The sequence below is a fragment of the Pseudomonas frederiksbergensis genome (assembly GCF_000802155.2).
GTDB classification, from domain to species: domain Bacteria; phylum Pseudomonadota; class Gammaproteobacteria; order Pseudomonadales; family Pseudomonadaceae; genus Aquipseudomonas; species Aquipseudomonas frederiksbergensis_A.
Genome location: NZ_JQGJ02000005.1, coordinates 202352 through 227595, shown reverse-complemented (window position 1 = coordinate 227595; position 25244 = coordinate 202352). Strand labels below are relative to the sequence as shown.

General features: G+C 59.8%; 18 protein-coding genes and 1 pseudogene. 6 read left to right on the top strand and 13 right to left on the bottom strand.

Going from position 1 to position 25244, the window contains the following annotated elements; translation table 11 throughout:
• Positions 1-7 precede the first annotated feature (7 nt).
• From JZ00_RS12075 to JZ00_RS12060, 4 genes are all read right to left on the bottom strand, one after another.
• Complete coding sequence (locus tag JZ00_RS12075) at positions 8-601, bottom strand: DUF2321 domain-containing protein (RefSeq protein ID WP_225247913.1); 594 nt, start codon at positions 599-601, stop codon at positions 8-10.
• A gap of 67 nt (positions 602-668) precedes the next feature.
• On the bottom strand, positions 669-878 hold the full coding sequence (locus tag JZ00_RS12070; protein ID WP_039388937.1) for a hypothetical protein: 210 nt from the start codon (positions 876-878) through the stop codon (positions 669-671).
• 62 nt (positions 879-940) lie between these two features.
• Positions 941-3001: a ParB/RepB/Spo0J family partition protein gene (locus JZ00_RS12065; RefSeq protein ID WP_039388938.1), complete on the bottom strand. Its 2061-nt coding sequence runs from the start codon at positions 2999-3001 to the stop codon at positions 941-943.
• Between the two features lie 64 nt (positions 3002-3065).
• Entirely contained in the window at positions 3066-3890 is an 825-nt protein-coding gene (locus JZ00_RS12060) for a DUF932 domain-containing protein (protein ID WP_039388939.1), read from the bottom strand.
• A 539-nt stretch (positions 3891-4429) separates the two neighbouring features.
• On the opposite strand from JZ00_RS12060, the gene JZ00_RS12055 reads away from it, so the two are divergent.
• The gene (locus JZ00_RS12055) at positions 4430-6733 is read left to right on the top strand and encodes an ATP-binding protein (RefSeq protein WP_039388940.1); all 2304 of its coding nucleotides are present in this window, start codon (positions 4430-4432) and stop codon (positions 6731-6733) included.
• A gap of 91 nt (positions 6734-6824) precedes the next feature.
• Here the strand turns inward: JZ00_RS12055 and radC are convergent, their stop codons facing one another.
• The 7 genes from radC to JZ00_RS12020 all read right to left on the bottom strand — a co-directional run bounded on the left by radC (position 6825) and on the right by JZ00_RS12020 (position 17033).
• The gene (gene radC / locus JZ00_RS12050) at positions 6825-7334 is read right to left on the bottom strand and encodes a RadC family protein (protein WP_039388941.1); all 510 of its coding nucleotides are present in this window, start codon (positions 7332-7334) and stop codon (positions 6825-6827) included.
• A gap of 353 nt (positions 7335-7687) precedes the next feature.
• Positions 7688-8752: a PDDEXK nuclease domain-containing protein gene (locus JZ00_RS12045; protein WP_039388943.1), complete on the bottom strand. Its 1065-nt coding sequence runs from the start codon at positions 8750-8752 to the stop codon at positions 7688-7690.
• On the bottom strand, positions 8749-9948 hold the full coding sequence (locus JZ00_RS12040; RefSeq protein ID WP_039388945.1) for a tyrosine-type recombinase/integrase: 1200 nt from the start codon (positions 9946-9948) through the stop codon (positions 8749-8751). The genes JZ00_RS12045 and JZ00_RS12040 overlap by 4 nt, the downstream gene beginning before the upstream one ends.
• Positions 9949-10135: 187 nt before the next feature.
• Positions 10136-11158: a glycosyltransferase family 2 protein gene (locus JZ00_RS12035; RefSeq protein ID WP_039589804.1), complete on the bottom strand. Its 1023-nt coding sequence runs from the start codon at positions 11156-11158 to the stop codon at positions 10136-10138.
• A 12-nt stretch (positions 11159-11170) separates the two neighbouring features.
• Positions 11171-13630 carry a phospholipid carrier-dependent glycosyltransferase gene (locus JZ00_RS12030; RefSeq protein WP_235433075.1) on the bottom strand — a complete coding sequence of 820 codons (2460 nt, stop codon included), beginning with the start codon at positions 13628-13630 and terminating at the stop codon, positions 11171-11173.
• A complete protein-coding gene (locus JZ00_RS12025; RefSeq protein WP_039590068.1) occupies positions 13627-16068 on the bottom strand; it encodes a glycosyltransferase in 2442 nt (813 codons plus the stop codon). Before JZ00_RS12025 ends, JZ00_RS12030 begins: the two co-directional genes overlap by 4 nt.
• 146 nt (positions 16069-16214) lie before the next feature.
• The gene (locus JZ00_RS12020; RefSeq protein WP_039589805.1) at positions 16215-17033 is read right to left on the bottom strand and encodes an ABC transporter permease; all 819 of its coding nucleotides are present in this window, start codon (positions 17031-17033) and stop codon (positions 16215-16217) included.
• Between the two features lie 183 nt (positions 17034-17216).
• Here JZ00_RS12020 and JZ00_RS31475 point away from each other — a divergent pair.
• The 4 genes and pseudogenes from JZ00_RS31475 to JZ00_RS12005 all read left to right on the top strand — a co-directional run.
• Positions 17217-18473: pseudogene (locus tag JZ00_RS31475) on the top strand (ABC transporter ATP-binding protein); the annotation flags it as partial.
• Positions 18474-18500: 27 nt separating this feature from the next.
• On the top strand, positions 18501-19922 hold the full coding sequence (locus JZ00_RS31470; protein ID WP_235433083.1) for a polysaccharide pyruvyl transferase family protein: 1422 nt from the start codon (positions 18501-18503) through the stop codon (positions 19920-19922).
• The gene (locus tag JZ00_RS12010; protein WP_039589809.1) at positions 19916-20602 is read left to right on the top strand and encodes a 2OG-Fe(II) oxygenase; all 687 of its coding nucleotides are present in this window, start codon (positions 19916-19918) and stop codon (positions 20600-20602) included. The genes JZ00_RS31470 and JZ00_RS12010 overlap by 7 nt, the downstream gene beginning before the upstream one ends.
• A complete protein-coding gene (locus JZ00_RS12005) occupies positions 20595-22751 on the top strand; it encodes a glycosyltransferase (RefSeq protein WP_039590070.1) in 2157 nt (718 codons plus the stop codon). Before JZ00_RS12010 ends, JZ00_RS12005 begins: the two co-directional genes overlap by 8 nt.
• On the opposite strand, the gene JZ00_RS12000 is transcribed toward JZ00_RS12005, so the two are convergent.
• Together JZ00_RS12000 and JZ00_RS11995 are read right to left on the bottom strand one after the other, a co-directional pair.
• Positions 22718-23569 carry an NAD-dependent epimerase/dehydratase family protein gene (locus JZ00_RS12000; protein ID WP_200900482.1) on the bottom strand — a complete coding sequence of 284 codons (852 nt, stop codon included), beginning with the start codon at positions 23567-23569 and terminating at the stop codon, positions 22718-22720. The genes JZ00_RS12005 and JZ00_RS12000 overlap by 34 nt on opposite strands.
• Positions 23570-23579: 10 nt before the next feature.
• Positions 23580-24527: a glycosyltransferase family 2 protein gene (locus JZ00_RS11995; protein WP_046509654.1), complete on the bottom strand. Its 948-nt coding sequence runs from the start codon at positions 24525-24527 to the stop codon at positions 23580-23582.
• A 300-nt stretch (positions 24528-24827) separates the two neighbouring features.
• On the opposite strand from JZ00_RS11995, the gene JZ00_RS11990 reads away from it, so the two are divergent.
• Positions 24828-25235: a VOC family protein gene (locus JZ00_RS11990; protein WP_039589812.1), complete on the top strand. Its 408-nt coding sequence runs from the start codon at positions 24828-24830 to the stop codon at positions 25233-25235.
• The last annotated feature ends 9 nt before the right edge of the window (positions 25236-25244 follow it).

The following is a 25244-nucleotide window of genomic DNA, read 5'->3' as shown; positions in this document are numbered from 1 at the left end:
ATTCCTTCTAAGCTCCCCAAATCGCTTTTTTCGCAGCTTCGCTGAGTACATCAACAACAATGTCGCGCACACCAGATGCAACCGAAGTGCCAACCTTCGTCATCACCTTCTTGAATCGAAGGGATGCAACTTGAGTTTTGGGACTGTCTTTGGTCAATTCCGTCAAATCAGTACGGAACTGCTGGACTTCTTCTGGCGACAGCTCTGCGCCTGCTTCCACTAGCTCAACAGCGCCAGCAATCTTGCGTTCAGTCCAAGGGAATCGGCCACCGCAGTTGTAGCAGAACGAGGGGGGCTCGTAATCACCCCCAAAGCCAAAAACGCCTTCAACGTAGTAATCGCCGCGAATGGATGCGCTGCACGAAGGACACTGCAGGATGGTCGCTTCGCCGCACTTAGAGCAGAACGCCTCTCGAAGCTCGGGATTCTGATCAGCGGCTGTTGTTGCGACATGCCCATTAGGGCAAACTTGTGCGACCCGATATGTCCCCATTGCGCTCCCTTGTTGATTTATGCCGATAGATACGACGTTGGTCAATTCAAGGCATTTTAAAGCAGCAGCGTGAAAATTGAAGGCGTGGACGTCACCGGGCGCGGCCACTGCCGCGCCCGGATTTTGCGTCCACCGCGCCCAGGACGGAACGGCCTGGGCGCGGTGCTGATCGCGGTTATTCCTTCGTCTCGATGATCCACCACACGGCACGCGGCAAGGCGCGGCCTGTGATGGGGTGAATGTCGGTGAGGTCGGCGCGGGCCGCCCAGCCCAGGGGCGGGCGATAGCCGCGCACGTCGCCATCGCCGTGCCAGCGGCGGGCGCGCACCGTGCCGGGGGCGTAGATTGCAGCCATGCGCGGGCGGCGGGTGGTGGTGCGGGTCATAGGCGGTTCTCCTTCCAGCGAAGCGCCCCAGTCAAGGCCGGGGCGCTTGCCTTCGGCGCGGGTCAAGCGGCCAGCGCCTCGGCGGGTTCATCCGCCATTGCTTCGGCATCCGCCGGTGCGTCCCGCTGCGGGCCTTCCTCCTGCGCGGCATCTTGTGGGCCTGCGATCTTGAAGATCGCAGGCATCCACCCCGTGCCATCCGCCAGCCGTTCGGCTTCGCTGGCAATGTCGGCCTTCTTCAATTTCGCCAGCCGGGAAACCTGCTCGGGCGCGTACTCGCCCACGGCTTGCAGAATCGCGGCCTTCGGCACATGCCGGAAATAACCGTCATTGGTGGGCTGCCACCATGCGGCCATGTCCAACCCCACGGCCTGCGCGAGTTCTGCGCCCGGTTGCTGCGGCGTGGCGCGGGGCGTCACCACATCCACCGTGGAAGCCACGCACACGGCCAGCAGTCGCACCAGTTCGTCTTGCGGCTTCGCCAGCAGCGCGGCGAACAGTTCGGCGCTGTCCTGCGGCAAGGCTTCGTCCGCCACCTGTTGCAGTTCGCGCAGCGCCACGACGGCGGGCGATTCCGGCCAGTCCGGGGCCATGCCTTCCAGCCGGTCTTGCACTTTCAGGCTCACGCCCAGGGGGAAGTCGTGGCCGTAGTAACGTTCCTGCAAGACGGTCTGCACCATGCCATGCACCACAGCAGCCAGTGCGGCTTGCGGATGCCGGGCGACTTCGATTTGCAGCGCGGCGGTGCGGTGGGCGCTCAAGCGTTGCGCCAACCGGTCGGACATGGCGGCGGTCTTGGGTGCGTCGTCGGCTTCCTCGTCTTCGTCGCTCCCGGCTTCGCCTTCGCTGTCGAAACCTTGGCGCAGCCGTTCCAACGTCCGTAGCGCCTTCGCCTCGGCCTCGCGCATCAGGCCGCGATGAATCACGGCCTCGCCGTTGCGGTCGATGGTGATGATGGCACCGGCTGCGGCCTTCACGTTCGGGCCGTAGCCTTGCAAGCCATCTTCCAGCGCCTGCAACTGCTCGCCCAGGGCTTCGCCTTCCTCCTGCAAGGCGTCGGCCTTATCCTCGTCGTCGGCATCCATCGCCGCATCCACGGCTTCGCCGATGGCTTGCATCTTCTCTTGCAGCTTTTCGATGCGCTGCGCTTCGCGCTTGTTCGGCTCGCGCCGTTCCCTCGGCGCACGCTGGAAGGCGTGCAGGTCGGCATGGGTGACGCCCGGCGTGGCATCCACCCAAGCCCAGCCCTCGGCGCGAACCGTGGCGGCGATGCCCGCCAGCCGGTCTTGCGCCAGCCGTTCCAGCAGCGCGGCGTCGGTCAGATACACGCCCGCGTCCCCCTCCGCGAACAGGTCACGGCGCACGCCGCCGCCTGCGGCCTCGTAGGTGTCCAGCCCGACGAAACGCACCAGTGGATGCCGGTAGGCGTCGATTTCGCGCTCGGTGAGACGGTCGCGCAGCGCGGACGGCTGGCGCTGCCATGTCGGTGCATCGTAGAAGGCGTTTTCCTGCGCGGCGTGGTCGTCAGTGATGGACAAGGCCATCAACTGATCGAGCGTGACGGCATCGGCGCGATAGTCGCCCATCAGGCGCGGCGAGACGTTCGCCAGCTTCAAGCGGCGCTGCACCACCAGCGGCGTGACGGAGAAATCCGCCGCAATGTCCTCAATTGGTCGGCCTTCTGCCACCAGCGCCGCGAAAGCCTCGAACTGGTCTGCGGGGTGCATCGCCTCGCGCTGCACGTTCTCGGTGAGGCTGGCGGTGCGGGCCGTGCCATCGGCCACTTGCAGGCAAGGCACCTCCCATTCCTTGCTGATGCGGTGCTTTTTCGCCAGCAGCTTCAACGCTGCGAGGCGACGGCCACCGGCCACGACTTCGTAATGCTCGCTACCTTCTCCATGTCGGGCGGATGCAATCACGATCAGGTTTTGCAGCAGACCCACGCGCTGGATGCTTGCGGCCAGTTCGGGGATGGACATGCGCGGGGTCTTGCGCACGTTGCGGCCCGTAGGGCGCGACACCAGCCGCGACAGCGGAACCAGAATCAGGTTCTTGGTCGGGTCGGCGGCTTCCAGCGCGGGGGCTTGGATGGCGCGGGCTTCGGTAGTGGTAACGGCGTTCATGGTGTATCTCCAATCGAATGAAACAAGGAATGGAGGGGAAACCGCCCCTCCTACGGGGGACGGGTCAGGCTTTCAACTGGCGCAGGCCATCGGCCAGCATCCACAAAGCGCGATTGAGGCGCACATCGGAATCAATGCCCTGTATCGGGCGGGTCTGCTGGCGGCGTCCGTTGGCGCTGCGGCCATGCAATCCGCCTTTGGTCAGGTTTTCTTGGGTGCGGTTGAACACGCTCCACAGATCGGGGCGGCGATCTTCAAACCGGCGCGGCATCAGAATCTGGCTTTCGGTGATGGGCGCAGGCTTGTTCGGGTCGTCGTACTTGAGCGTCAACGCGGCGCGGGCGAACACTTCGGCCTCGCCGTCGTCAAGCGTGATGGCGCGCATGGCATCGCGGGAATCGCGCACACGGTCGAAACCGCGCAGCACCTCGAAAGCGCCTTCGATGACTTGGCCCGCCACGTCGCCTTTGTGGGGGACGCGCACGTCCGCCACGGTGTCGCCGCACACAAGGCCATTGCTGCAAACAAATCGGAACTGGCCTGCCAGCATCTGGTAGCTGCTCGTGCCGTCGTGCGAGTTCAGCAGGATGATTTCATTGGCCTCCGTGCCGTTGATCTGGCTGGTATGGCGCAGGCGCAGCATGTGTTTCGTGTGCTCGCGCTTGCCTTCATCGCGCACGCGGGTTTGCGTCACCATGAAAGGCTGAAACCCTTCCTTGCGAAGCTCGGTCAGAACCGCCGCCGTGGGGATATAGGCGTATCGCTGCGAACGGCTCTCGTGCGGGGCATCCGCGAAGATGGACGGCGCTACCCGGTGAATCTGGTCATCGGACAGCGGGGTGTCGCTGCGCAGTGCGGGGGAATGGGAAGCGAAACGGTTTGCAAGCATGTCGTTCTCCTGACTTGGCTGTTGAAGAAAGCGCACACCGGATTCCTAGATTCAGAGCCCAGCCTTTCGGCTGTTCGGTGCGGTCGGCACGAGGAACCCGGTTGGCCCTGTTGCCACCGTCTTTCCTGAGTTCATCGCCCGCGACGGTCAGGAGCGCGCGGACGGGGGCCGTCAAGGAGACAAGCGCAGGGTTGGTGCGGCCCGCAGGCGCAGCCGAGGACACGGCCCTGCGCGCCTTGACGGCACACGGGCGCGGGCTACAGTCGCGGACAAGGTGATGAAGTCAGGGGAGACGGCTGGACATGGCAACGGCCCTCCCACACGCCGACCGCACGGCAAGCGAAGCGCGCAGGCCCGAAGCTGGAAGCCGGGCCGGAGGCGTCAGCGATGCGAAAGGCTGGCAAAGCCAGTCCCGCCAGGGATGAGCGACTAGCGAACCTGGAGCAGCGCGATCCGCGAAGCGGAGACGCAAAAGAACTCTTCGTTTATTATTTGTTTTGCAAGCAAATGTTGCTAAAGCAAGAACACGGGGGCTAAAAGTGATCGTCTGCATTAACCGTCTCAAGCAGTTCGGCATCTTCAGCGACTTCAATGGAACGAAGATCCAGAAGTTCGGCCGGTACAACCTTGTCTATGGCTGGAACGGAACAGGCAAGTCAACCCTATCGAATCTATTCTCTTGCTTTGAGCTTCGCTCGATGGTTCCTCGCTTCAGTGCGGGCCAGTTTTCAGTCGTTTTGGAGGACGGCTCCACGATCACGGAAACCACACTCCCTTCATCCCAATTAAATATCCATGTCTTCAATCAACGCTTTGTGCATGAGAACATTGATTGGGACAAATCCGTAAAAAGCATCCTTCTCATTGCGAAAGAGAAGATTGACGACTTGCAGAAACTGGAGAAGCTAAAAGGCGAGCTTCAATCGAAAAAGAAAGCTCACGACGAAAAGCAAAGTGACATCAAGAAGCAGCGTGAAGCATTGGATAAATTTCTGACCAATGCTGCCAAGAAAATGAAGCTAGGACTTCAGGCGATTGATACGAGCGATAGCTACTACTTGAATTATGATCGCCGAAAGCTCTCTAATTTCATTCAGAGTAATGGCGATGCCATTATTAAGCCTGACTCGGTTCTTCCAGATGAAAAGGTCATCGACCTTACGAATGCCGCCAAGCCAGATCAGCTTCCAAGCATCACTTTCGCCTCAACGGCCATTGAGCCGGACTACTTTAAGAAGGCGGCAGGTCGCATCAGAGACTTGATTGGAACTACAGCAGTCAATCAAGCTATCCAGCGGCTGACTGATAATCCGGACATTCGTGACTGGGTTCAAACAGGCTTGGAAATTCATAAGAACCATGATTCGCAATCCTGCGAGTTCTGCGGCTCTCCATTCACCCAGCTTCGTGCCGAGGCACTTGCCGCTCACTTCAGCAAAGAGTTCACGGATTTTCAAAGCCGGCTTCAGAGCGCCGCGACTTGGATTGAATCTCAAGGTGCTCCAGCCAATCAGTTGCCCGCAGCGACGGAGTTTTATAAAGAGCTATCGGCTGACGCAGATAAGCTCCAGAAAGAATACACATCTGCTGCTGAGAAGATCAACCAGCAAATAGACGGATGGCGGCAAGCTCTGAAAGCCAAAATTACAGACCCCGCAAAGACAGACATTCAGATTTCGGATGTGGTTGAAGAGGATGTCACGAATTTCAATGAGATCCTAAAGTCGATCGTTGCGCTCGTCGGAAAGCACAACAATAAGACTTCAAACTTCAAATCTGAGACATCCAAAAGCAAGGTGGCACTGGAACTTCACTTTGCTGCGGCTGAGGTGCAAGAATTTGACTATGCTGGAAGTGAGAAGAAATGCAATGACCTTGAGGCTGAAGCAAAGAATGACTACAAGGAAATTGAAAAACTTGGTCAAGAGGTCGGAGCAATAGAGGCGCTGCTCTCAAATGAGACGGTTGGGGCGAAGGAGTTCAATGACATCCTGCATCGTTTCATCGGTCGCTCTGAGCTTTGCCTGAGCTTTAATCAAAAGAAAAAAGGCTATGAGATCATCAGAAACGGAGTGGGTGAGCATGATGGGAATTTGAGCGAAGGTGAGAAGACTGCGATTGCATTCGTCTACTTCATCACGAAGCTCAAAGAAAACGGAAACAACATCAAGGACACGATTGTGGTTGTTGATGATCCCGTCTCAAGCTTTGACTCAAATCACTTGTTTCATGCCTATTCGTTCCTGAGAACTCAATGCACTGAAGCCAAGCAACTTTTTGTGCTGACTCATAATTTCACCTACTTCAAGCTAGTGAGAGACTGGTTCACTGGAACGAACAGGAACAGGATTGCCAAAGGAAAAGCTGAGAATTGTTTCTTCTATCGACTGGATGCGCCTCCTGGTTCACCCCGCCATTCGCTGCTTGTTGATGCCGATGATTCTCTGAAAAATTACGGTTCTGAGTATCACTACATCTTCAAAAAGCTCTATGAATACAGGGCGCATACGATCCTTAATAGAGATGAAGCCTTTTTGACTGCGAACCTCGCTCGCAAGCTCATTGAATCGTTCTTTACCTTCAAATATCCCAGGCGGAGAAGCGACATCAGTCAACTGATGGATGTTGGTCTGAAAGACTGCGCCATCACAACGCCGGAACTCAAGGAAAAAATATATCGCTTTATCAACAAATACTCGCATAGCGATGTAATTGAAATAACCGAGGAATCGGCAGAAAACTTGGCTGGCGAAAGCCATAGCGTCATCGGACACATCTTTCAGTGGTTTGAAGAAGTGGACAAGAAGCATTACGACGAAATGATTCAGGTTGTGACTTCTTGAGCATTAACTTCAGAACGAAGGCACGGACAGGCAAGGGCCGCGCGCAGGCCCTGCCAGCAGGCGCAGCAAAAAGGGGCCGAAGCCCCTTGAGCTAGATCAGCCCACGCTCGGCGAACGATGCCGTTGCGTTGCCGGCGACGATGACGTGATCGAGTACGCGCACGTCCACAAGCCCCAGCGCTTCCCTGAGCCGCTGGGTCAGCGCTTGGTCTGCCGCACTCGGCTCGGGATTACCGCTCGGATGATTGTGCGAAACGATGACCGCGGCCGCGTTGTGCCGCAGGGCTGCCTTGACCACCTCGCGCGGATGCACTTCGGCCGAGTCGATGGTGCCCTGGAACATCTCGGCATACTCGATCAGGCGATGCCGTGTATCGAGGAACAGCACGGCGAACACTTCATGCTCGAAGCCACCCAACTTGGTGCACAGGTACTCCTTGACCGCCGCCGGCGAAGTGAACGATGCACCGCGCTGCATCTTGTGCTCGATGGCCTGGCGCGCAGCGTCCAGAATCTGGTCGGCCGTCGCCGGCTGGTAGTGACCCTTCGCATCGCGCACCATCAGCGAGGCATCGAACGAGGAAAAGGAAAATTGCGACATGAGCGTGCTCCGGTTGCACGGGCGGAATTGCCCGGAACCGTCGCCAGCACGGCGCAGCGCAAGCAGTCAGGGGTCGCAGACGGCCGCCAGGACGCAAGCGCGCATGGCGCGCGCTGCCCTTGACGGCGAGAACGCCGTGATACGGTGATGGGAACAGCAAGACCGCCCACACCCGCCCACTGCACACACCTTGCTTTTGGGGCAAGCGGAGCGCGTAGGCCCGGATCAACGAGCAGGGCCGGAGGCGTCAGTGATGGAAGCCCGGCAGGGGCGAGACTCGCGCAGCGAGGCTTGATGCGCAGCACGAGAGCGCGACGGCGGCACGCCGGGACGCCCGAATGCCTGGGGCAGAACTACTCGGCATCCGTCTTGCGCTGCTCGATCTGCAAACGTGCCCTCTCGGTCGCCTGCTGCAACCGCTCACCCAACACCGCACGCGGCGGCAAGCTCGTCAGGTACTCGGCCACATGGATGCCCGACTTGTCCAACTCCAGCAACTCGATCTGTTCGCGCTTCTTGCCGGTGCAAAGGATGATCCCCAGCGGCGAGGCTTCCTCCGGCTCGCGCTCATGCTTGTCCAGCCAGCGCAGATAAAGCTCCATCTGCCCTTTGTACGCGGCCTTGAACTCGCCGACCTTCAACTCCACCGCCACCAGGCGCCGCAGCTTGCGGTTGTAGAAAAGCAGGTCGAGGTGGAAATCCTCGTCGTCGATCTGGATGCGCTTCTGCCGGGCAACGAAAGAGAAACCCGCGCCCAGCTCCAGCAGGAACGACTCCATTTCACGGATGATCGCGGCCTCCAAATCGCCTTCCTGCCAGGTGTCCCGCAGCCCGAGGAAGTCGAGGATGTAGGGATCGCGCATGACCAGGGCGGGCGACATGCGCTGCGCGTCGCGCATCGTCGCCAGCTCCTGCGCAATGGTTTCGTCCGGCTTTTGGGACAGCGCGGTGCGCTCGTAGAGCATCGAGTCGATGCGCTCGCGCAGCGTCCGCACGCTCCAGCGGCCGGCACTCGCCATCTGCGCGTAGTAGTCCCGCTGGAGCGGGTCTTTGAGCGGCAGTAGGGCCAGAAAATGTGACCAGCTCAATTGTCGTGACAGCGTCACGACAATTGGCTCGTCCGAGTAGGTGGCGGCGAACTGCACCATCCGGCGCAGATTCTTGTCCGCGAAGCTGCGCCCGTAGTCGCGTACCAACTGCTCGGCCAAGGTTGGCAGGATTTCCTCGCCGTACCCGGCCCGCTGACCGGCCAGCACTTCCGTATGGATACGCTGGCCGATGCGCCAGAACAGCAGGGTCAGCTCGGCATTGACGGCCGAGGCAGCGCGCTTGTGCGCCGCCTCGATCAGCGCCCGAATATCGCCCAGCAGCGCCGACGGCGCTGCGGATGACGCCACGGATACTTTGCGCCGGTTCATGTCGTCACCTTCACGGGGCGCTGCGCCCCGGTGATTGTCTTGCGCCGGTTCGCCACCAGTTCGGCCGCCTTGCGCACCGGGTCATCCTCGGTGTGGACGTAGCGCATGAACATCGCGACGGTCTTGTGCGCCGTCAGCGCCATGCCGACCTTGACCGGGATGCCCGAGTTGGCAATGTCGGTAGCCGAACGATGCCGGATGCCGTGCGTACCGACGTGGGCCGCTCCAGCAGCCTTGAGCGCACGGCACCAGCCGTTGTAATACTCGCCCGTGGTCAAGTGCTGGCCCTCATGGTTTGGGGACGGCAGCACATGGGGAATGCCGTCCTGCCTCGGCGCGGTCGAAAGCAGTCGGTAGGCTTCCTCACTCATGGGCTTGGACATGCCGCCGGTCTTGCTGTCAGGCCAAACCACGCGCCGGTTCTCGAAGTCCACCCAATCCCATTGGAGCGTGACGATTTCGCCACGGCGGGCAGCGAACTCGAATTGCAAGCGGATCGCCAGGGGAATGACGTAAGGCTCCAGCCCTTCCGCCTCCAGCTTGCCCAGATGGCGGAAGATCCGCGCCATGTCCTCGTCGCTGATGAGGTGCGTGGCCTTCCCGTTGGGGTACATCGGGACGTGGCGGCACGGGTTGGTTCCATCCGTCCGGTAGCCCCACACCTCGGCCAGATTGAACATCCTGCGCATCACGCTGAAAGCGTTGTTGGCCTCGGCCGGCTTGTGGGCCATCTTCTTCATCACCGTGGCCACGTCGGGCCGCTTCACGTCCTGCACCTTCATCCGGCCCAGCATCGGAACGATGCAGCGGTCTATGACAGCCTGATAGCCGCGTTGCGTGCTGGGCTTGTTGCGCAGCTTGGAGTAGTCCTCCATGAACTTGCCGCACAGTTCCGCGACCGTAGGCGCGGCACGGGCGGCGGCCTTGGCCGCCCCAGGATCACCGCCCTTGCGCACCTCGGCCAGCCACTCCTGGGCCAAGGCGCGGGCCTGCTCGACGGTCAGTTCCCCATACAGGCCCAAGGCGGGCTTGCGCCGCTCTCCGGCATTCGTGCGGTATTGCAGCATGAACACCTTGCGGCCCGCCGGGGTGATCTTGCAGAGGAAGCCGGGCACCATCGTGTCCCGGAGTTCGACAGCCTGCGCCTGGGGTTGTGCCGCATCGACGGCGGACTTGGTGAGCTTGAGTTTTGCCATGATGACTCCTCGGAACGACCCGGTTTCCAAGAGCCACATGGGAGCCATGCGAGCACAAGCCGGGTCAGGTTTCAGAAAGCACCGGCATATGTTGAACTCGCCTAAGTCATTGATAAACCTGCTGCATCTGGCTTGGGCGTAGTCCGGCGTAATGTCGGGCTGGAGTCATCGTGAAATAAAAAATCCCTTAGTGCTTTGATGAGCTTTCTTCCCGTAACGACGTTGCTTTACTGCGCCTGGAGTGCCGTGGCCTGCTGGGCACCGAGGCGATGTCATAACCAAGGAAGGCCATGATCAGTTGCAACCCCATGAGCATGGGCAATGCGCTGAGCATCACGGTTCCGGCTGGTGTCGCGACGCCGTTCTGCGCCGATTCGAACCAGTGGAAACTGCCGAAAAGGATGCCCAACAAGAACATCAGGATCCCGATCGGCAGCTCGATCGAAGCCAGGGACATGTCGCGCAAGTAGTAGTTATAGAGCACGCGCTTGGTGAAATTGCGCAGGTGTTTGAACAGAAACTCGCCAATGATTTTCGAGATCTTGAGGTGGCTGACTTCGTCGCCGTATCGGGCTTCCATCGGGACATCCACGACCACGGCACGCACGGTGTTCAGGCGGAACAGAATGTCGGTCTCGAAAAAGTAGCGTTGGCTGACCTTGTCCAGGGGCAGCAGCCGGGCGACGTCGCGGTGGATCGCCGTGTAGCCGTTGGTGGGGTCGAACAGGTCCCAGTAACCCGTCGACAATTTGGCCATCAGCGACAATACGGCGTTGCCGAACAGGCGCAGCCGCGGCATGGACTGGACTTCTTCCAGATTGAAAAATCGATTGCCTTTGGTGTAGTCGGCTTCACCGGCCAGGATCGGCTCGATGAATAGCGGGATCAGGGTCGGGTCCATTTGGCCGTCCCCGTCGACTTTGACAATGATGCTCGCGCCGTCGGCGAGGGCTGTCCGGTAGCCGGTCATGACTGCACCACCCACGCCTTTGTTGACATCGTGGGGCAGCACCTTGACCCGAGGATCGTTACAGGAGGCCAGCACATGCTCGCCCGAGCCATCCGGGCAGGCATCGTCGATGACGTAGATGCGCCAGACCTCGGGCCCTATGGCGTCTATGACCTCGACGATATGCGCGGTGACCCGATAGCTGGGGATGACCACGGCGACTCGCTGTTCATCGGTGAAAAGCTCGGTTTTAGAGTTCATCGATATCGCCCGCTATTGCCTGAATGAAAGTGACCTGAACTCCAGCGGAGTGTCGGTGTGGCCGGAGGCATAAATGATCGCGGAGGTGGCATTCGCGGGGGCGATGACGTTCATTTCATGGGGCTCCCATTGCGTGGTGCAGTCAAACGTATCGATGCTGGCGGCAATGAAGTCGCCTTTGGCGTCCATCCAATTGGCCTGGATTCTTCCCGTGGTGGCTGTCGTTGCGCAGCGTGCGGACACGCTGTTGGTGTAGGTCTGTCCCGGTGTCACTTCGACCCGCTGTGTAGCCGGTGTCTTGACGTTGACGGTGAGGATTTTGCGCGATGGGTCGTAGCTCGAAGGTAACGTCAGACTCCAGCCCTCGAGACTGGACAGCTCGGGGTTGAGCAGGTGCTCGTCATGCGTGACGTTGAGTTTGCGCAGGTCCAGGTCACCCAGCCTGGCGTACGACGTGGACACGGTGAGCAGCCGATCGAGTTTAATCTGGGGCAAGGACTTGAGGTCGATTACCAGCCAGTTGACCTGGCGCTGGCGCAAGCGTCGGGCAAGTTCCGAGGGTGAAGTCGCCGTGTCGAACTCATTTTTCCACTTCAGGTTGTACTTCGATGCGTACAGGGCATCGCTGTGCAAACCCGCCATCAAGGGCGACGCAAACACCGCCACGGGCTGATAGCCCGTGTTCAGGGCATTGATGGTGTCGACCATTTTGCGCATGGGCAGGCGTTCCAGCAGATAGGCCTCTCGACCTGCCTGGCTGAACAGTGCAGAGGGTCTGATTTCGCCATAGTAAGTCGCGGCCTGGATGAAACGGGAGTTGGTCAGGATCAACAACACACCGGCCGCGATGGCGAGGCTGCGGGGAAAGACCTTGTCGTCGGAAAACGGCAGGGCCAGGACCACCGAGAAGAGCGCGAAGGAGGGGAATACGTAACGCAGATAGGCCGTTGAGTGGAACGTCAAGAACATCGCGCCGGCGCCGACCAGGAGGATGCATAGGGCTTTTTTGTTACCGCTCAACAGCACCGCGACGATGGCCGTGGGCAGCAGCAGCCACTGGAAACCTGCCGCGCCGACTCGCCCCTCAATGAATTCATGCGATTTGAAGACCATTCGATAGAGCGTGTCCCAGGTCATCCCTGAACCGAACCTGGCCGGCGGTTCGAAATTGACGTTCGGCCAGAGCGGAGAGTGGAAAACGGCATTGAAAAATGGGAACACCGGGTTGCCGGTCAGGTAGCCGGCGCAGACGTAAGGGGTGGCACCGGCCAGTAGCAGGCTGGCGCTGCCCAGCAGGAGCGTCTTGACGACCCCTTGGATCGCCCAGGCCTTGTACTGCCACAAGAGGATCGCCAGCAGGACCGGAAGCACGCTCAGGGTCACGGCTTTGGTCGCCATGGCGAAGCCCAGCAGGAGGCCGGCCAGGAACAACTGCGACAAGCGCTCCTTTGGATCACCTGTGAAGCTTGAAACTTTAAGGATGGCCAGGGTTCCGGCCATCATGAAGGCAGTCCAGGCGGACTCGATATGCAAGCTGCTGCTTTCAGCGAAAGCGAGGGGCGTCGAGAGAAAGATCAGGCTTGCCCAGCGAGCACTGGTGGCAGAGCCCCCGGCCCAGAGGCTCATGTTGTGTATTTGCCACGTCACCAACAGGGTGAACGCACTGTTGCTCAAGCGGGACGCCGTTTCGCCGGCCAGCAGGTACACAATGCTATAGATCCAGTCGGCCAGCATGGGCATGACGGCCCACATATAGGTGCTTGCATCGAACGACCACTGATGCCGCTGCGCCAGATGTGACGGGACGAAGAGGTGCATGGCCAATGCGTCGTGGCCGATCTCGGGCATGAAGGCCACCAGGACGTAAAGGCAGGCGAAGCCGCAAATCAGCACGTCGAGCGCCGTTTGGATAGGTGTCTGTGCCGCGCGGACGGCTCGGATGAGGCTCAGCAGTTCGCGAGCTGTCGACATGACGTGTTTGCGCCCCAGCAAAAGGGGCAACGACAGCAGCACGCCATACAGCCAGGGATAATTGATTGGCAGGTACGCCGCCAAGCCCGTGAACGTACCAAGCGTGCCGGCTCCCACCAGCAGGTGGACGCTCCAGTCGGCCGTGATGTGTTGTTTGAGCATCCACCTGCCGAGCACAGTGGCGGACAGCCCGAAGACCGCGACGACCAGCGCCGGCCATACCTGTGCAAAGACGATGGACAAGCAGGCCAGCAAACCCAGGCAGAGGACGTACGGCGATTGGCGAGTGAAAAAAGTGAGTGCAGCCAGGCTCGCCGCTGACAGCAATATCGTCCGGGTGCCGCTGTTCATGGACGCCACTTCAAGCGTCGAAAAACCGTACCCGCCGACCGCCATGCTCGCCAGTAAAACCAACAGCACCACTGCGTACTTCAGGCTATCTCTTGGCAAAATATCGTCTCGGTTGTTCAGCACCTCGGTGCCATGCAAAGGGGCACTCATACGTCACGGTACGTGTGCGGAACCCAGGATCCCCACTTGCTCTCATAGATCGCCCGGTTCTTCTCGAAAAGCGCCTGTTTTTTCTTGGCGCCCAAGGCGTTGAACGAGGCGGACAGGTGATGGTGGACGAAGACATCCTCGGCACAGGCCGCGCGCATGCCTCGACGCTGCACGCGGCGGCAGTAATCGTCATCCTCGAAAAAACCCAGGCCATATTCTTCGCAGAGGCCGCCGACCTGCTCGTAGGTCGAGCGCGGGAACATCACACAGAAGAACGCCAGGGTATTGATCTCGAACCACTCGCCCATTCGGGAGCGGGTCATTTGCGCGGCTTCGGCCGGCATGTCATCTACCCGGCCATAGCGGGTGCTGACCTTGGCTTCATTGCCGATGTTGTTGGTGATCGGACCGATAATGCCGATTTCCTTGTTGTCCCGCAGGTGGCGAATCAAGCCCTTGACCCAGCCAGCGGTGACGATCGTGTCGTTGTTCAGGATAACCAGGTACTCGCCACTGGCTGCCGCGAGGCCCTGGTTGTTGCCCGCCGCGAATCCCTTGTTGTCCTGGTTGAAGATGACGATCCGCTCCGGGTGTCCGTCGGCCCAGGCGGTGAGGTAGGCCGGCGTCTGGTCGCTGGAATGATTGTCGACGACGATGATCTCGAGATTGGGATACTGGCTTTGGGTCACCAGGCTGTCGAGGCAGGCCTTGGTCAGTTCCAGGTTGTTGTAGGTCAGCACCACCACGCTGACTTTAGGCATTGGCAACGTCGCGATGGCCTGGCGCAGGCTAGTGGCCCGATGTTGCCAGGTCTGGCCCCGGGCATACGATTGACGCGCCTGTCGCGTGGCGCGGGCCTCCGGCAGCGCGCCCAATACGTTGCGTATGGCCGATATGAACTCGTCCGGCCGCTCAACCGACCAGACCCGATTGCCGAACTGGCTCAACTCCGGCAGTTTCACCGAGACCACCGGTTTGCCCGCGCTCAGGTACTCATAGACCTTGACCGGATTGGTGGCGAGGGTCAGCGGCATGACTTTGAACGGAAGCAGGCACACGTCCATGGCATGCAGGTAGTAGGGCAGGGAGGCGTACGGGACTTCGCCCTCCAGGACCACGTTCGGGCAGCCCTTGAAATACTTCCGTGCCTGGACGGTGTCGCTGCCGATCAATAGGACCAACTGCTGCGGGAGAGCCTGGGCGACTTGCTTGACCAGATCCAGATCGAACCATTCGGCAATGACGCCGTAATAGCCGATGATCTTCCTGTTGGCTGGGTCCCGATAGACCTTGCCCGGACGTTGGCTGAAGACGCTGAACTCACAGGCGTTGCGGATCACTTCCACGTTGCGGTTTTCCCGCCTGCCGTGTTGTTCGATCCAGTCGGATGTCGCCACCAACAGGTCCGCCCGACGCATCAAGGCGATTTCAAGGTCGAGCAATTCCTGGGCGACATTGCCGAAACCTTCATGATGGTCCATGCAGTCGTAGACCAATGTGGAGTTGGGAACGCGCCTCGCCAGCGGGAACCAGTAGGCGTGCTGGACGATGCAGTCCACGGCACCGACGTTCGCTGTTTCCAACAACATCGCCAACCCTTGGCACAACTGGCGGATCGCGGCGGCTGTCGGTGGGGCGTGATAAATGGCCGGTGCGCCGCGAACCTTGAAACGGATCTGGAACAGCCGGTGGGAACCTGCCAAGGGCTCTGCTTCGAAGCCCGGGGCATCATCGTCGATAAAGTTGTTGGAGATATAGAAAGTCGTCTGTCCGCCCCGGGCCAGTTCCTTGGCCAGGTTTTGTGGGCGCTGGATGCGGAAGTGCCAGTCAATCACGCCGAACATCAGGATCATGGGCTGTCCGGCGCTGGACGGCACGGCAAGGTCCGGCGACGGTGGCAGGGGGACGAGGCTTGCGGATGTCGCTGATTCGCCTGGCGTTGCCTTGCGGGGTTTCAACCAACCGCGAAGCCGGTGCGCCAGCTTGCCTTTCACCTGTGCGCTGAGGGGCAGCCACGCGTAGACCCAGCGTGAAAATCGATACGCCATCTTGCGCATCGAATAGCGCAGCGGTGCGCGTTCGATGGCGTTGCCCCAGTCGCAAAGCTTGAACAGCTCAGCCTGTTTCGCCGCGAGTTGGGCGCGCAGGTCCACCGCCCAATCGGACAGCGCGACAGCCTCGCGCTGTTTCGTCTTGAGCAACGCCTCGGCGTTCTTGAGGCGCTGTTCAGCCAGCCGCAGCCGCTCGCGTAACCGCCGGGCTTCACATTCCTGAAGTGACAAGCGGGTGCGGAGCGCTTTGGAATCGAGGCCCAGCTGATTGATCAGGCGGTCCCGATTCTCGATCTCCTTGACCAACTGCAAGGCTTCAATGGATCTGGATTGTGTCGAGCGAGTCAGCTGGTCAATGCGATCAACAAGGAGGTTGATTGGGTCCATGCGTTCCTTCGGTCCTTTGGTCATTACGGCAACGCACCCCAGGTGTTCCAGGATCGTTGTCGACTTCAATCACCAGACAGGCACCGGCTCCAGCCGTGCCATGAATCATCATAGCGGCTGCTGGGCGGGGCGCCACGCCAGCAGGCTCATATGACATCGGCAAAGCCTTTGCGGGTCTTTTGGAACCAGGCAAACCCGGCGCAGGCGATCAGCACGGCGATCACCGAGTAGGTGGCCAACTGATCCCATTGCGGCGGTTTGCCCCAGAACAGCACATCGCGAACCATTTCCACTGGCAACGTCAGCGGGTTGGCCTGCAAGGCACCCTGATAATTTTGGGGAAGCGTCGAGCGTGGATAGAAAATCGGCGAGAGGAACAGCATCGCCGTGACGATGATGCCGATGAACTGGCCGATATCGCGCAGGTAGACACTTATCGAGGCGAGGAACCAGGAGAAACCCAGCGTCAGCAACACCATTGGAAACAGCACCAGCGGCAGTAGAAGGGCAGTGATTGGTGGAACTCCGAACAGGACGGCGTAGAAGACCAGCCAGGCCAGCACGCTGATAGCCATGTGGAACAGCGCTGCGCCGAGCGAGACCAGGGGGAGGGTTTCCAGTGGGAACACGATTTTCTTGACGTAATTGGTATTGGCCAGCACCAGGCCCGGCGCACGATTCATGCACTCGGAGAAAAGATTGAATACCAGCAGGCCCGCGAAGAGCACCAGGGCGAATTCGCTCTTGGACTCATTGCCGCCCGACCAGCGGGCCTTGAACACGACGCTGAAGACGAACGTGTAGACCGCCAGCATGAAGACCGGCGTGAAGAACGACCACAAGATACCGAGCATCGAACCTTTGTAGCGACCGGCGACTTCCCCGCGGATCAACACAAAGATCAGGATTCGATTGATCAGGACACTCTTGATCATGGCGGCGGGGGACGTGCTGAACGACTGCATTGTTGCCTGTTCCTTGAGCGCGTATTCGGATTGCTCCTTGGGTCGCATCGTCATGGAGGGTAGACCAAGTTGGCTTGCTTCCAAGTTTTTTATCCCGTTTGTGCTTAACTCTTGCGCAAGGCCCAACGAAGGATGGATTCAGTCGCGCCGCAGATTGTCGTGGTTCATGGAAGGGTTTTGCCGATGTCGTTTGAAGTGGCTATCAGTGCCGAGAACTTGAGCAAGTGTTATCAGATCTACGATGCGCCCAAGGACCGTCTGTTACAGATGCTGGTGCGCGGCAGGAAGCGTTTCTACCGTGAGTTCTGGGCCTTGGACGATGTTTCCCTGACCATCGCCAAGGGCGAGACCGTCGGTATCATCGGCCGTAACGGCAGTGGTAAATCGACCTTGTTGCAACTGATCTGCGGAACGTTGATGCCGACCCGGGGCAGCGTTCGCGGGCATGGTCGGATTGCGGCATTGCTGGAGCTGGGGTCCGGTTTCAATCCGGAGTTCACCGGGCGGGAGAACGTCTATGTGAATGCGGCGGTGCTGGGCTTGAGCCGTGCGGAAATCGACGCTCGCTTCGAAGACATCATTGCGTTCGCCAATATCGGCGACTTCATCGACCAACCCACCAAAATCTATTCCAGCGGGATGCTGGTGCGGTTGGCATTCGCTGTTTCGGTGTGTGTGGAGCCGCAAATCCTGATCGTCGATGAGGCCCTTTCCGTCGGCGATGCATCCTTTCAATTCAAATGCCTGAATCGGCTGGAGGAGTTGGCTGCCAAGGGCACGACGCTGCTGTTCGTTTCACATGACATGAGCATGGTCAAGCGCTTTTGCCACCGAGTCATCTACCTGCGTGCGGGCCGGGTCGTGGCCAGCGGCTCGCCCGATGAAATGGCCGAGCTGCACTTGCTCGACATGCGTGATGAGCAACGTCGCTGGGCCAGTGGCGGTGTCACACCGGTGACGCGCAAGCCATTCATGGGTGGGCAGGAGGGGATTGCCTTCGGGACTGAAGAGGGGCACATCAGCGCTGCCTGCTTCACCAACACCCAGCAGCTTTGCTCCAGTTACCTGTATGGGGACGACATCGAGATTCGCGTCGAGGCGATGCTGCATGAATCGATCACTGAACCCAATATCAGCTTCACCCTCCAGGAAGCCAGGTTGCTGGTGATCGGTGGAGGCAACTTCGCGCTGCAACCGGGCCCCGTCGAAAACGGTTGGCGACGGGCGGTGATCACGGTGCGCTTCCGGGCCAACCTCGCCGAAGGCCGCTATCATGTCACCCTCAAGCTGTTGCACGGGGCGACGGAAGACACTTCGCAACTGATAGAGAAACAAGTCGCGCCCTTGGCGTTCGACATGTTGCCGAACCACAGGAACTTCCTGGGGATGGTGGACCTGGGGTTGCAGCGAATCGACCCACGTTCGGGTGAACCGCTTGCTTGTCGCACCCAAGGAGAGCGCGCGGTGATGGAGCATCAGGAGGTGCGCACTTGGCAGGTCGCCATATTTGGCACTTTCGACGTCCAAAACTATGGTGATCTGTTGTTTCCGATCATTGCCGAGGCGGAGCTGGGACGGCGCCTGGGTCCCGTCGAGCTGCATCGGTTTTCCTATCATGAAAAACGCCGACCTGAGTGGCCCTATGCGGTGACGTCGCTGACGGAGCTGCCCGGTATGGCGGCCAGCCTGGATGGCGTCTTGATCGGTGGTGGTTTCCTGATCCGCTTCGACAAAGTTGTCGCCCATGGCTATGGTCCGACAACGCCCGATATCCATCACCCGACCGGTTATTGGCTGACGCCTGCGCTGATCGCGCTGCAGCATGCAGTCCCGGTCATGTGGAATGCCCCCGGGATGCATTGCAACAGCATCCCCGACTGGGCCAGGCCGTTATTGACGATGGCCCTTGAGCAGAGCCAATACGTGCGAGTCCGTGATGCACCGACGCGCGACACCCTCGGCGCGCTCACCCAGCGCGCCGAGATCGAGGTGCTGCCCGATACCGCGTTCGGCTTGCCTCGCCTGATCGACGAGCAACAGCCCTGCGCCGAGTTCCTTCGCCTGCGCGAGCACGCCGGGCTGACGGCGCCCTACATCGTGATCCATGCCATCCACGTCGTGGAGTCCTTCGTAAAACTATTCGAAGACCACCCCGAGGCGTTCCAGGGTTATCAGTTTTTGGTGGTCCCGATAGGCCCGGTCCTGGGTGACGATCCGTCGGTCATCGCCGGGCGTCTGCCCGGGGCCATTACCTTATCGTTCTGGCCGGAACCGTTGCTGATGGCGCAGATCATCAGCCAGGCACAAGCGGTGATTGGTCATAGCTACCACCTGGCAGTCACCGCCCTGGCGTTTGGCGTCCCGGTATTTTGTTCGGCAGACCTGACCACCGGAAAGTACACGGCGCTGGCCGAGTTCGAATCGCTCCACGCGCTGCCGGACGCGACGACGATCGACCCGCACTGGTTCATCGCCCGCGCGGGCAAGACTCGCCCATCCCCGGCGGCGCAAGCGGCGGCGGATCAGTTGGTCGAGCACTGGGATCGGGTCGCGGCGATCATTCGCCAGGGCAGGACCGCGTCCCAGCCGATCTTGGGGGCGTTTCTACAGCACTTGCCCAATGTGCTCGAAGCCGCGGCCGAGGGGCGTGAGCCAGTGCCGACGGAGTCGTCACCGGTAAGCCATGTCGTACCGGAGCCGGACATCATCGAGCCGCCACCCAACCTTGCCCAGCAGCAACGGATTGCCCAGCTCAGCCAGCAGCTGGCGCTCAGTGATGCCAAGATGCTTGAGCTGCAGAACTCCAACTCGTTCCGAATGACCGCACCACTGCGTTCCATCGCCCGTGGTATCCGAAACCTGACAGCCAACAAGAACCGACAATGCTAGATCTATCTCGTCTCACACCCGCGGCAATGAAGACTCATCCATTCTCCTGGGCGGAAATCGGCAGCCTGTACTCGGTTGAAGATGCGGCCGCTTTGGCGGCGTCCTTTCCCCATGATCACTTCAAGACGGTGAGTGGTTATGGCGGCGAAAAAAATTATGACTACGAGGCCCGCGCCCTGGTTGCCATGGGAACCCATACCATTGCGTTCCCTGAAGAACTGAGCGAGGCGTGGTTGAGCCTGGCGCAGGATCTTGTCTCGGCTGGCTACCGGGAGGCCCTGTCGCAAATGACCGGGATCGATCTGCGTACCGTGCCGATGGAGGTCAACGTTTTTCATTACGGCCCCGGCGCAAGCCTGGGGGCCCATCCGGACCTGTCCGATAAACTGGTGACCCATATCCTGTACTTCAATGAGTCCTGGGATTGTAACGATGGCGGTTGCCTGAACATCCTGCACCGCAACGATCCCACCGCCGTGGCGGCCGAGGTCGAGCCGCTGGTGGGCAACTCGGCGGTCCTGGTGCGTTCGGATAATTCATGGCATGCCGTCACACCCGTGGTGAGCGGCTGCCATTCTTCGCGTCGAAGCCTGACGGCCACGTTCTACCGGCCGGGTTCCCCTAGCTCGATGTGGCCGACGGGCGACAGCACGCCGTTGCATGGGTACCCACGTGCCTGAGCTCGACCGTACCTTGATCGACCGCGATGCTGCCTTGGCCCAGAGGGACGCGGCGATCAACGAACGCGATGTCGCCTTGGCAAAAGTCGATTTCCTGCAGAACACCCGTTCGTGGCGTTTCACCCGGCCATTGCGCACGCTCTTCCGGGTGATGCGTTATGGTTTTGCCGCCACCCGGGAGTTACCCGAGCCAGCCGTCGCACAGGTCTACCCAGCGGCACCGGAGCCGTTGCCAAGCATTGAGGAGGCGCCCGATTTCGCCGCGCAAGGGCGGCTGGATATTCTTTGCTTCGCCAACATCGATTGGGCCGCGCGCTTCCAGCGACCGCAGCAATTGATGAGCCAGTTTGCAAACCATGGTCATCGGGTTTTTTACATCGTCCCTTCCTGCGTGCCGGAACAGGGCGAGCTTTATCGGTTGACGTCGGTGGCGCCGAACGTCCTTGAAGTCGCACTGCAGCGCGGCGCCCAAGAGGCGTATTACGAAAAGACAGTGACGCCTGAGAATCACCAGGCCTTGTCATGTGCCTTGGCCGGGCTGATCACCGATATGAATATCAGGACCGCCCTCTCGGTGGTGCATATCGCCTATTGGAGTCCGGTGGCGCTCAGCCTGCGGGCCAGGCATGGCTGGCATATCCATTACGACTGCATGGATGACTGGGATGGTTTCCCGAACATTGGCGAACAGCTGCTGAGCGAGGAACGAAAACTGATCGGACAGGCGGACCTGGTGACCGTGTCCGCCGCGTTGCTCCAGCAGAAGTGGAGCGCCCTCGACCCGCGTTGCGTCCTGGTGCGAAACGCCGTGGATTTCGATTTTTTTCGGCAGCACTGTTTCACCAACGATGTGCTGGGCGGGCTTTGCGGCCCGGTGATCGGCTACTACGGCGCCTTGGCGCAATGGCTCGATTATCCATTGCTGGCGGCGTTGGCAGACAGGCGGCCAGAGTGGAACTTCATTCTGGTGGGAGACGTTTTCGTCGAGGATATGGCAGGCCTCGAGCACAAACCCAATGTGCAGTTGCTGGGCCGCAAGCCTTATTCGCAAATGCCGCTTTATCTGGATCATTTCGATGCTTGCCTGATTCCCTTCAGGCTTTATAACGTGACGCATGCAGTCGATCCGGTGAAGTTCTACGAGTACATCAGCGCAGGCAAACCGGTCATTTCCACGCCACTGGCGGAGTTGAGCCTCTATCAAGACGTGCTGTACTTCGCGACGGGGGTCGATGAGTTCATCGAGCAGATCGAACGTGCGTTGGCCGAGCGCGACCTTGCCATGATCAAACGGCGGGTAGAACTGGCGCGGGCCAACGATTGGAAGGATCGCTTCGATAGCATGCAACTGGCAATCGGCGGGCTGTATGAAAAAGTCTCCATCGTCCTCGTGACGTACAACAACCTCAACCTGACGATCCAATGTGTCAACAGCATCCTGCGTAATACCACTTGGCCCAACTACCAGCTCATTGTCGTCGACAACGGTTCGGAGGATGGCACGAAGGATTATTTGGAACGACTGCGCGATGAAGTGCCGGAGACAAAGATCATTCTCAACCCGGAGAACCGAGGCTTCGCCGCGGCCAACAACCAAGGCTTGCGCGACGCCGACGGTGACGTCCTGCTGCTGCTCAATAACGACACGGTTGTACCTGGCGGCTGGCTGGATCCGCTGGTCCTGCATTTGCGCGATTCAAGCATCGGCCTGATAGGACCGGTCACGAATACGGTGGGAAACGAAGCGAAAATTGAAGTTTCCTACACTGATATTCAACAGATGCAGGCGTTCGCGGACCGCTACACCGAAGCCCACAAGGGACAGTTTTTCGATATTCCGATGCTCGCGATGTTCTGTGTCGCCTTCCGCCGGGGCATTCTTGATGAGGTGGGGTATCTGGATGAGGCATTCGGGATCGGGATGTTCGAAGACGACGACTACAGCCGTCGCGTGCAAGCGGCGGGTTACCGGACTGTCTGCGCCGAAGATGCGTTTGTCCATCATTACGGGCAGGCATCGTTCAGGAAGTTGATCGCCAGTGGCGAATATCAGGCGCTCTGGGATACGAACCAGGCGTACTTTGAAAGCAAATGGGGCGCCTGGCAGCCCCATGTTTACCGCTCAGGCAAGTCTTCATCCATCAAATGAAACGCCCTGGGCGTAAAGCCAAGCCGATGATGGGCATCCGAATGGTCAAATACCAGGTCCTGATTCATCCGAGCCACCAGGGCGCTGGACAGATGTCGGTAGCGGGGCAGGCAGCTCAGGATCGAAACGCCCAATTTAAGGGCCCCGGCGGGAACGGGCAGCGTTCGCTCCGGGCGTCCCAGGGCATGGAATATTCGGTTCACCATCGTGTGATAAGGCAAGACTTCTCCCCCGGACAGGTTAAAAGCGCCACTGGCCAGGTCAGTTGTGCTCATCGCCGACAGGCAAGCCTGGACGACATCATCGCCATGGACCGGCTGGCGCAATCCAGTCGCGCCGCCGATAAGCGGGAAAAATCCGAAGCGTTGGATGAAGCGGGCTATCTGCGAAATGTTCTTGTCGCGGCCAAAACCATAGATCAGGGTCGGGCGCAGGATCACCCATTGGATTTGCCGTTCGGTTGCCCACTGCTCGAGTTGTTCTTCCGCATTTATCAAGCGTTGCGCCACGTCCCGTTCCCGGGCATCAGGTGACGCTTGCTTGGCAAAGCGGCTCGTGGATGAAAGCACGACGACACGCTTGACGTCAGTGTCGGCAAGACGCTCTAGATAATCGGACAACACCCAAAGAGGGGCAAACGACAAGAAGGTATCAAGCGTCAGCCCCTGCCAGTCGTCAGCCCTTCGCCATACCACGCCGGGAACTGGCGCCCTGGACGGACTGCGGGTGAACGCGCTCGTCGAGTGGCCGTCCTGTGCCAGCAATGGCAGCATGCGCTCTCCCAGGAGACTGGAACCGCCTAGTACGGCTATTTGCATTGATCGCTCGTTATCGCTGGTTCCATGAATGTCCGAGCCGGGACGTCGCGTGGCGGAGAATCATCAGGCTGAATCGAAACCACACCCCGATGACCACGCTGATCCATAGAGCGGACGGATACTTGCGGCGGAAAAACTTGCGATAGAAACGCAGGAACCCCAGGTGCTTGTGCCATTCGACGAAATAGGGGCGGTGGCGGCTGCAGCCCCCGAATACATGCATCACCTGGGCATCCGGCACGAACAGGACGCGCCAACCGGCCTGATGAAAGCGCATGCACCAGTCCAGGTCCTCGCAATGGAGGAAATAATCTTCGTCCCACAACCCGACGCTTTCTATCGCTTCGCGCTTGACCAGCATGCAAGCCCCGGAGATGGCCTCGACGAAGATGGGAGCGCTGGGCAGCGGCTCCTTGTGCAGTAGAAAATCGGACAGCACCGATGGAAAAAGAACCGCGAGCCGCGAGAGCCCGAAAGCCCGCATGAAGGCGCGCCTGGGCGTCGGAAACACGCGGCGCCCACCGGCTTGCTCGCTACCGTCCGGATTGCACAGGAACCCGCCGACCATGCCGATCTCGGGTGAGCTGCGCAATGCCTGGAGCATGCGGTCGATGGCATCGGCGGCCAGCTCGGTGTCCGGGTTCAGGAAGAGCAAGTTGGGGGCCGCTGACAGGCGGGCACCTTGATTGCACGCCACGGCAAAGCCCAGGTTGGCGGCATTACGGATGATCCGAAGCGAGTCGCCGGCAGCTTGGGTTTGTGCCAGTAGCGTCAGGCTGTCGTCGTGGGAGTCGTTATCGACCACGATCACCCTGGAGGCGCCGGCGGCAAATGCCGATCCGACGCTTGCCAACAAAAGATCACCGGCGTTGTAGTTGACGATGATTACGTCACACTCGCCCCGTGGCGATGGCTTGGCCCATCCATCTACAGCGAGCAGTTCCACTGCTTCCAACATCATCTCTCCATGCAACCTGGATACGTATGGGATCGCAACTACTCAGGTCTGCATTGAAGATAGCAGGTCGGTGGGCTTCGACCAGTTTCGTCTTGAACGCGGTAGTCCACCGCAAAAAGCTCCAGTCGCAACAACGAGCTTTTCAGCCCGCTGAAAAAAAACGTCCCGACCTGTCGATCTTCCCCTACGTCATTCGACTAACCTGTGAAGCCGCACCCCGCCCGAGCTGCACGGGCAGGAAGAACGCCTGCGGACACAGCTGTCCGATCAATCATGAAATAGTGACAGGAGAAAAAAACCATGAAAATCATTCCCTACCTGACCTTCGACGGCCGCTGCAAGGAGGCCTTCGAGCTTTACAAGGACGTGCTTGGCGGCGAGCTGTTCTGCATGTCCTTTGCCGATGCACCCGAGGACGTCGGCATGCCCAAGGACAAGAACCTGATCATGCACGCTTGCCTGACCGTGGGTGACTTCAGCCTGATGGCGTCCGACTGCCCGCCAGGCCAGCCGTTCAGCAAGCCGCAAGGTGTGTCGGTTTCCCTTAACGTCGACAGTGCTCAGGAGGCCGAGCGGCTGTTCAACGGGTTGAGCGCCGGTGGCAACGTGCAGATGCCCTTGGCGAAGACGTTCTGGGCGGAACGCTTCGGGATGTTCGAGGACCGTTTCGGGATCGCCTGGATGGTCAACTATGAGGGCAAGCAATAAGCCGGGGGC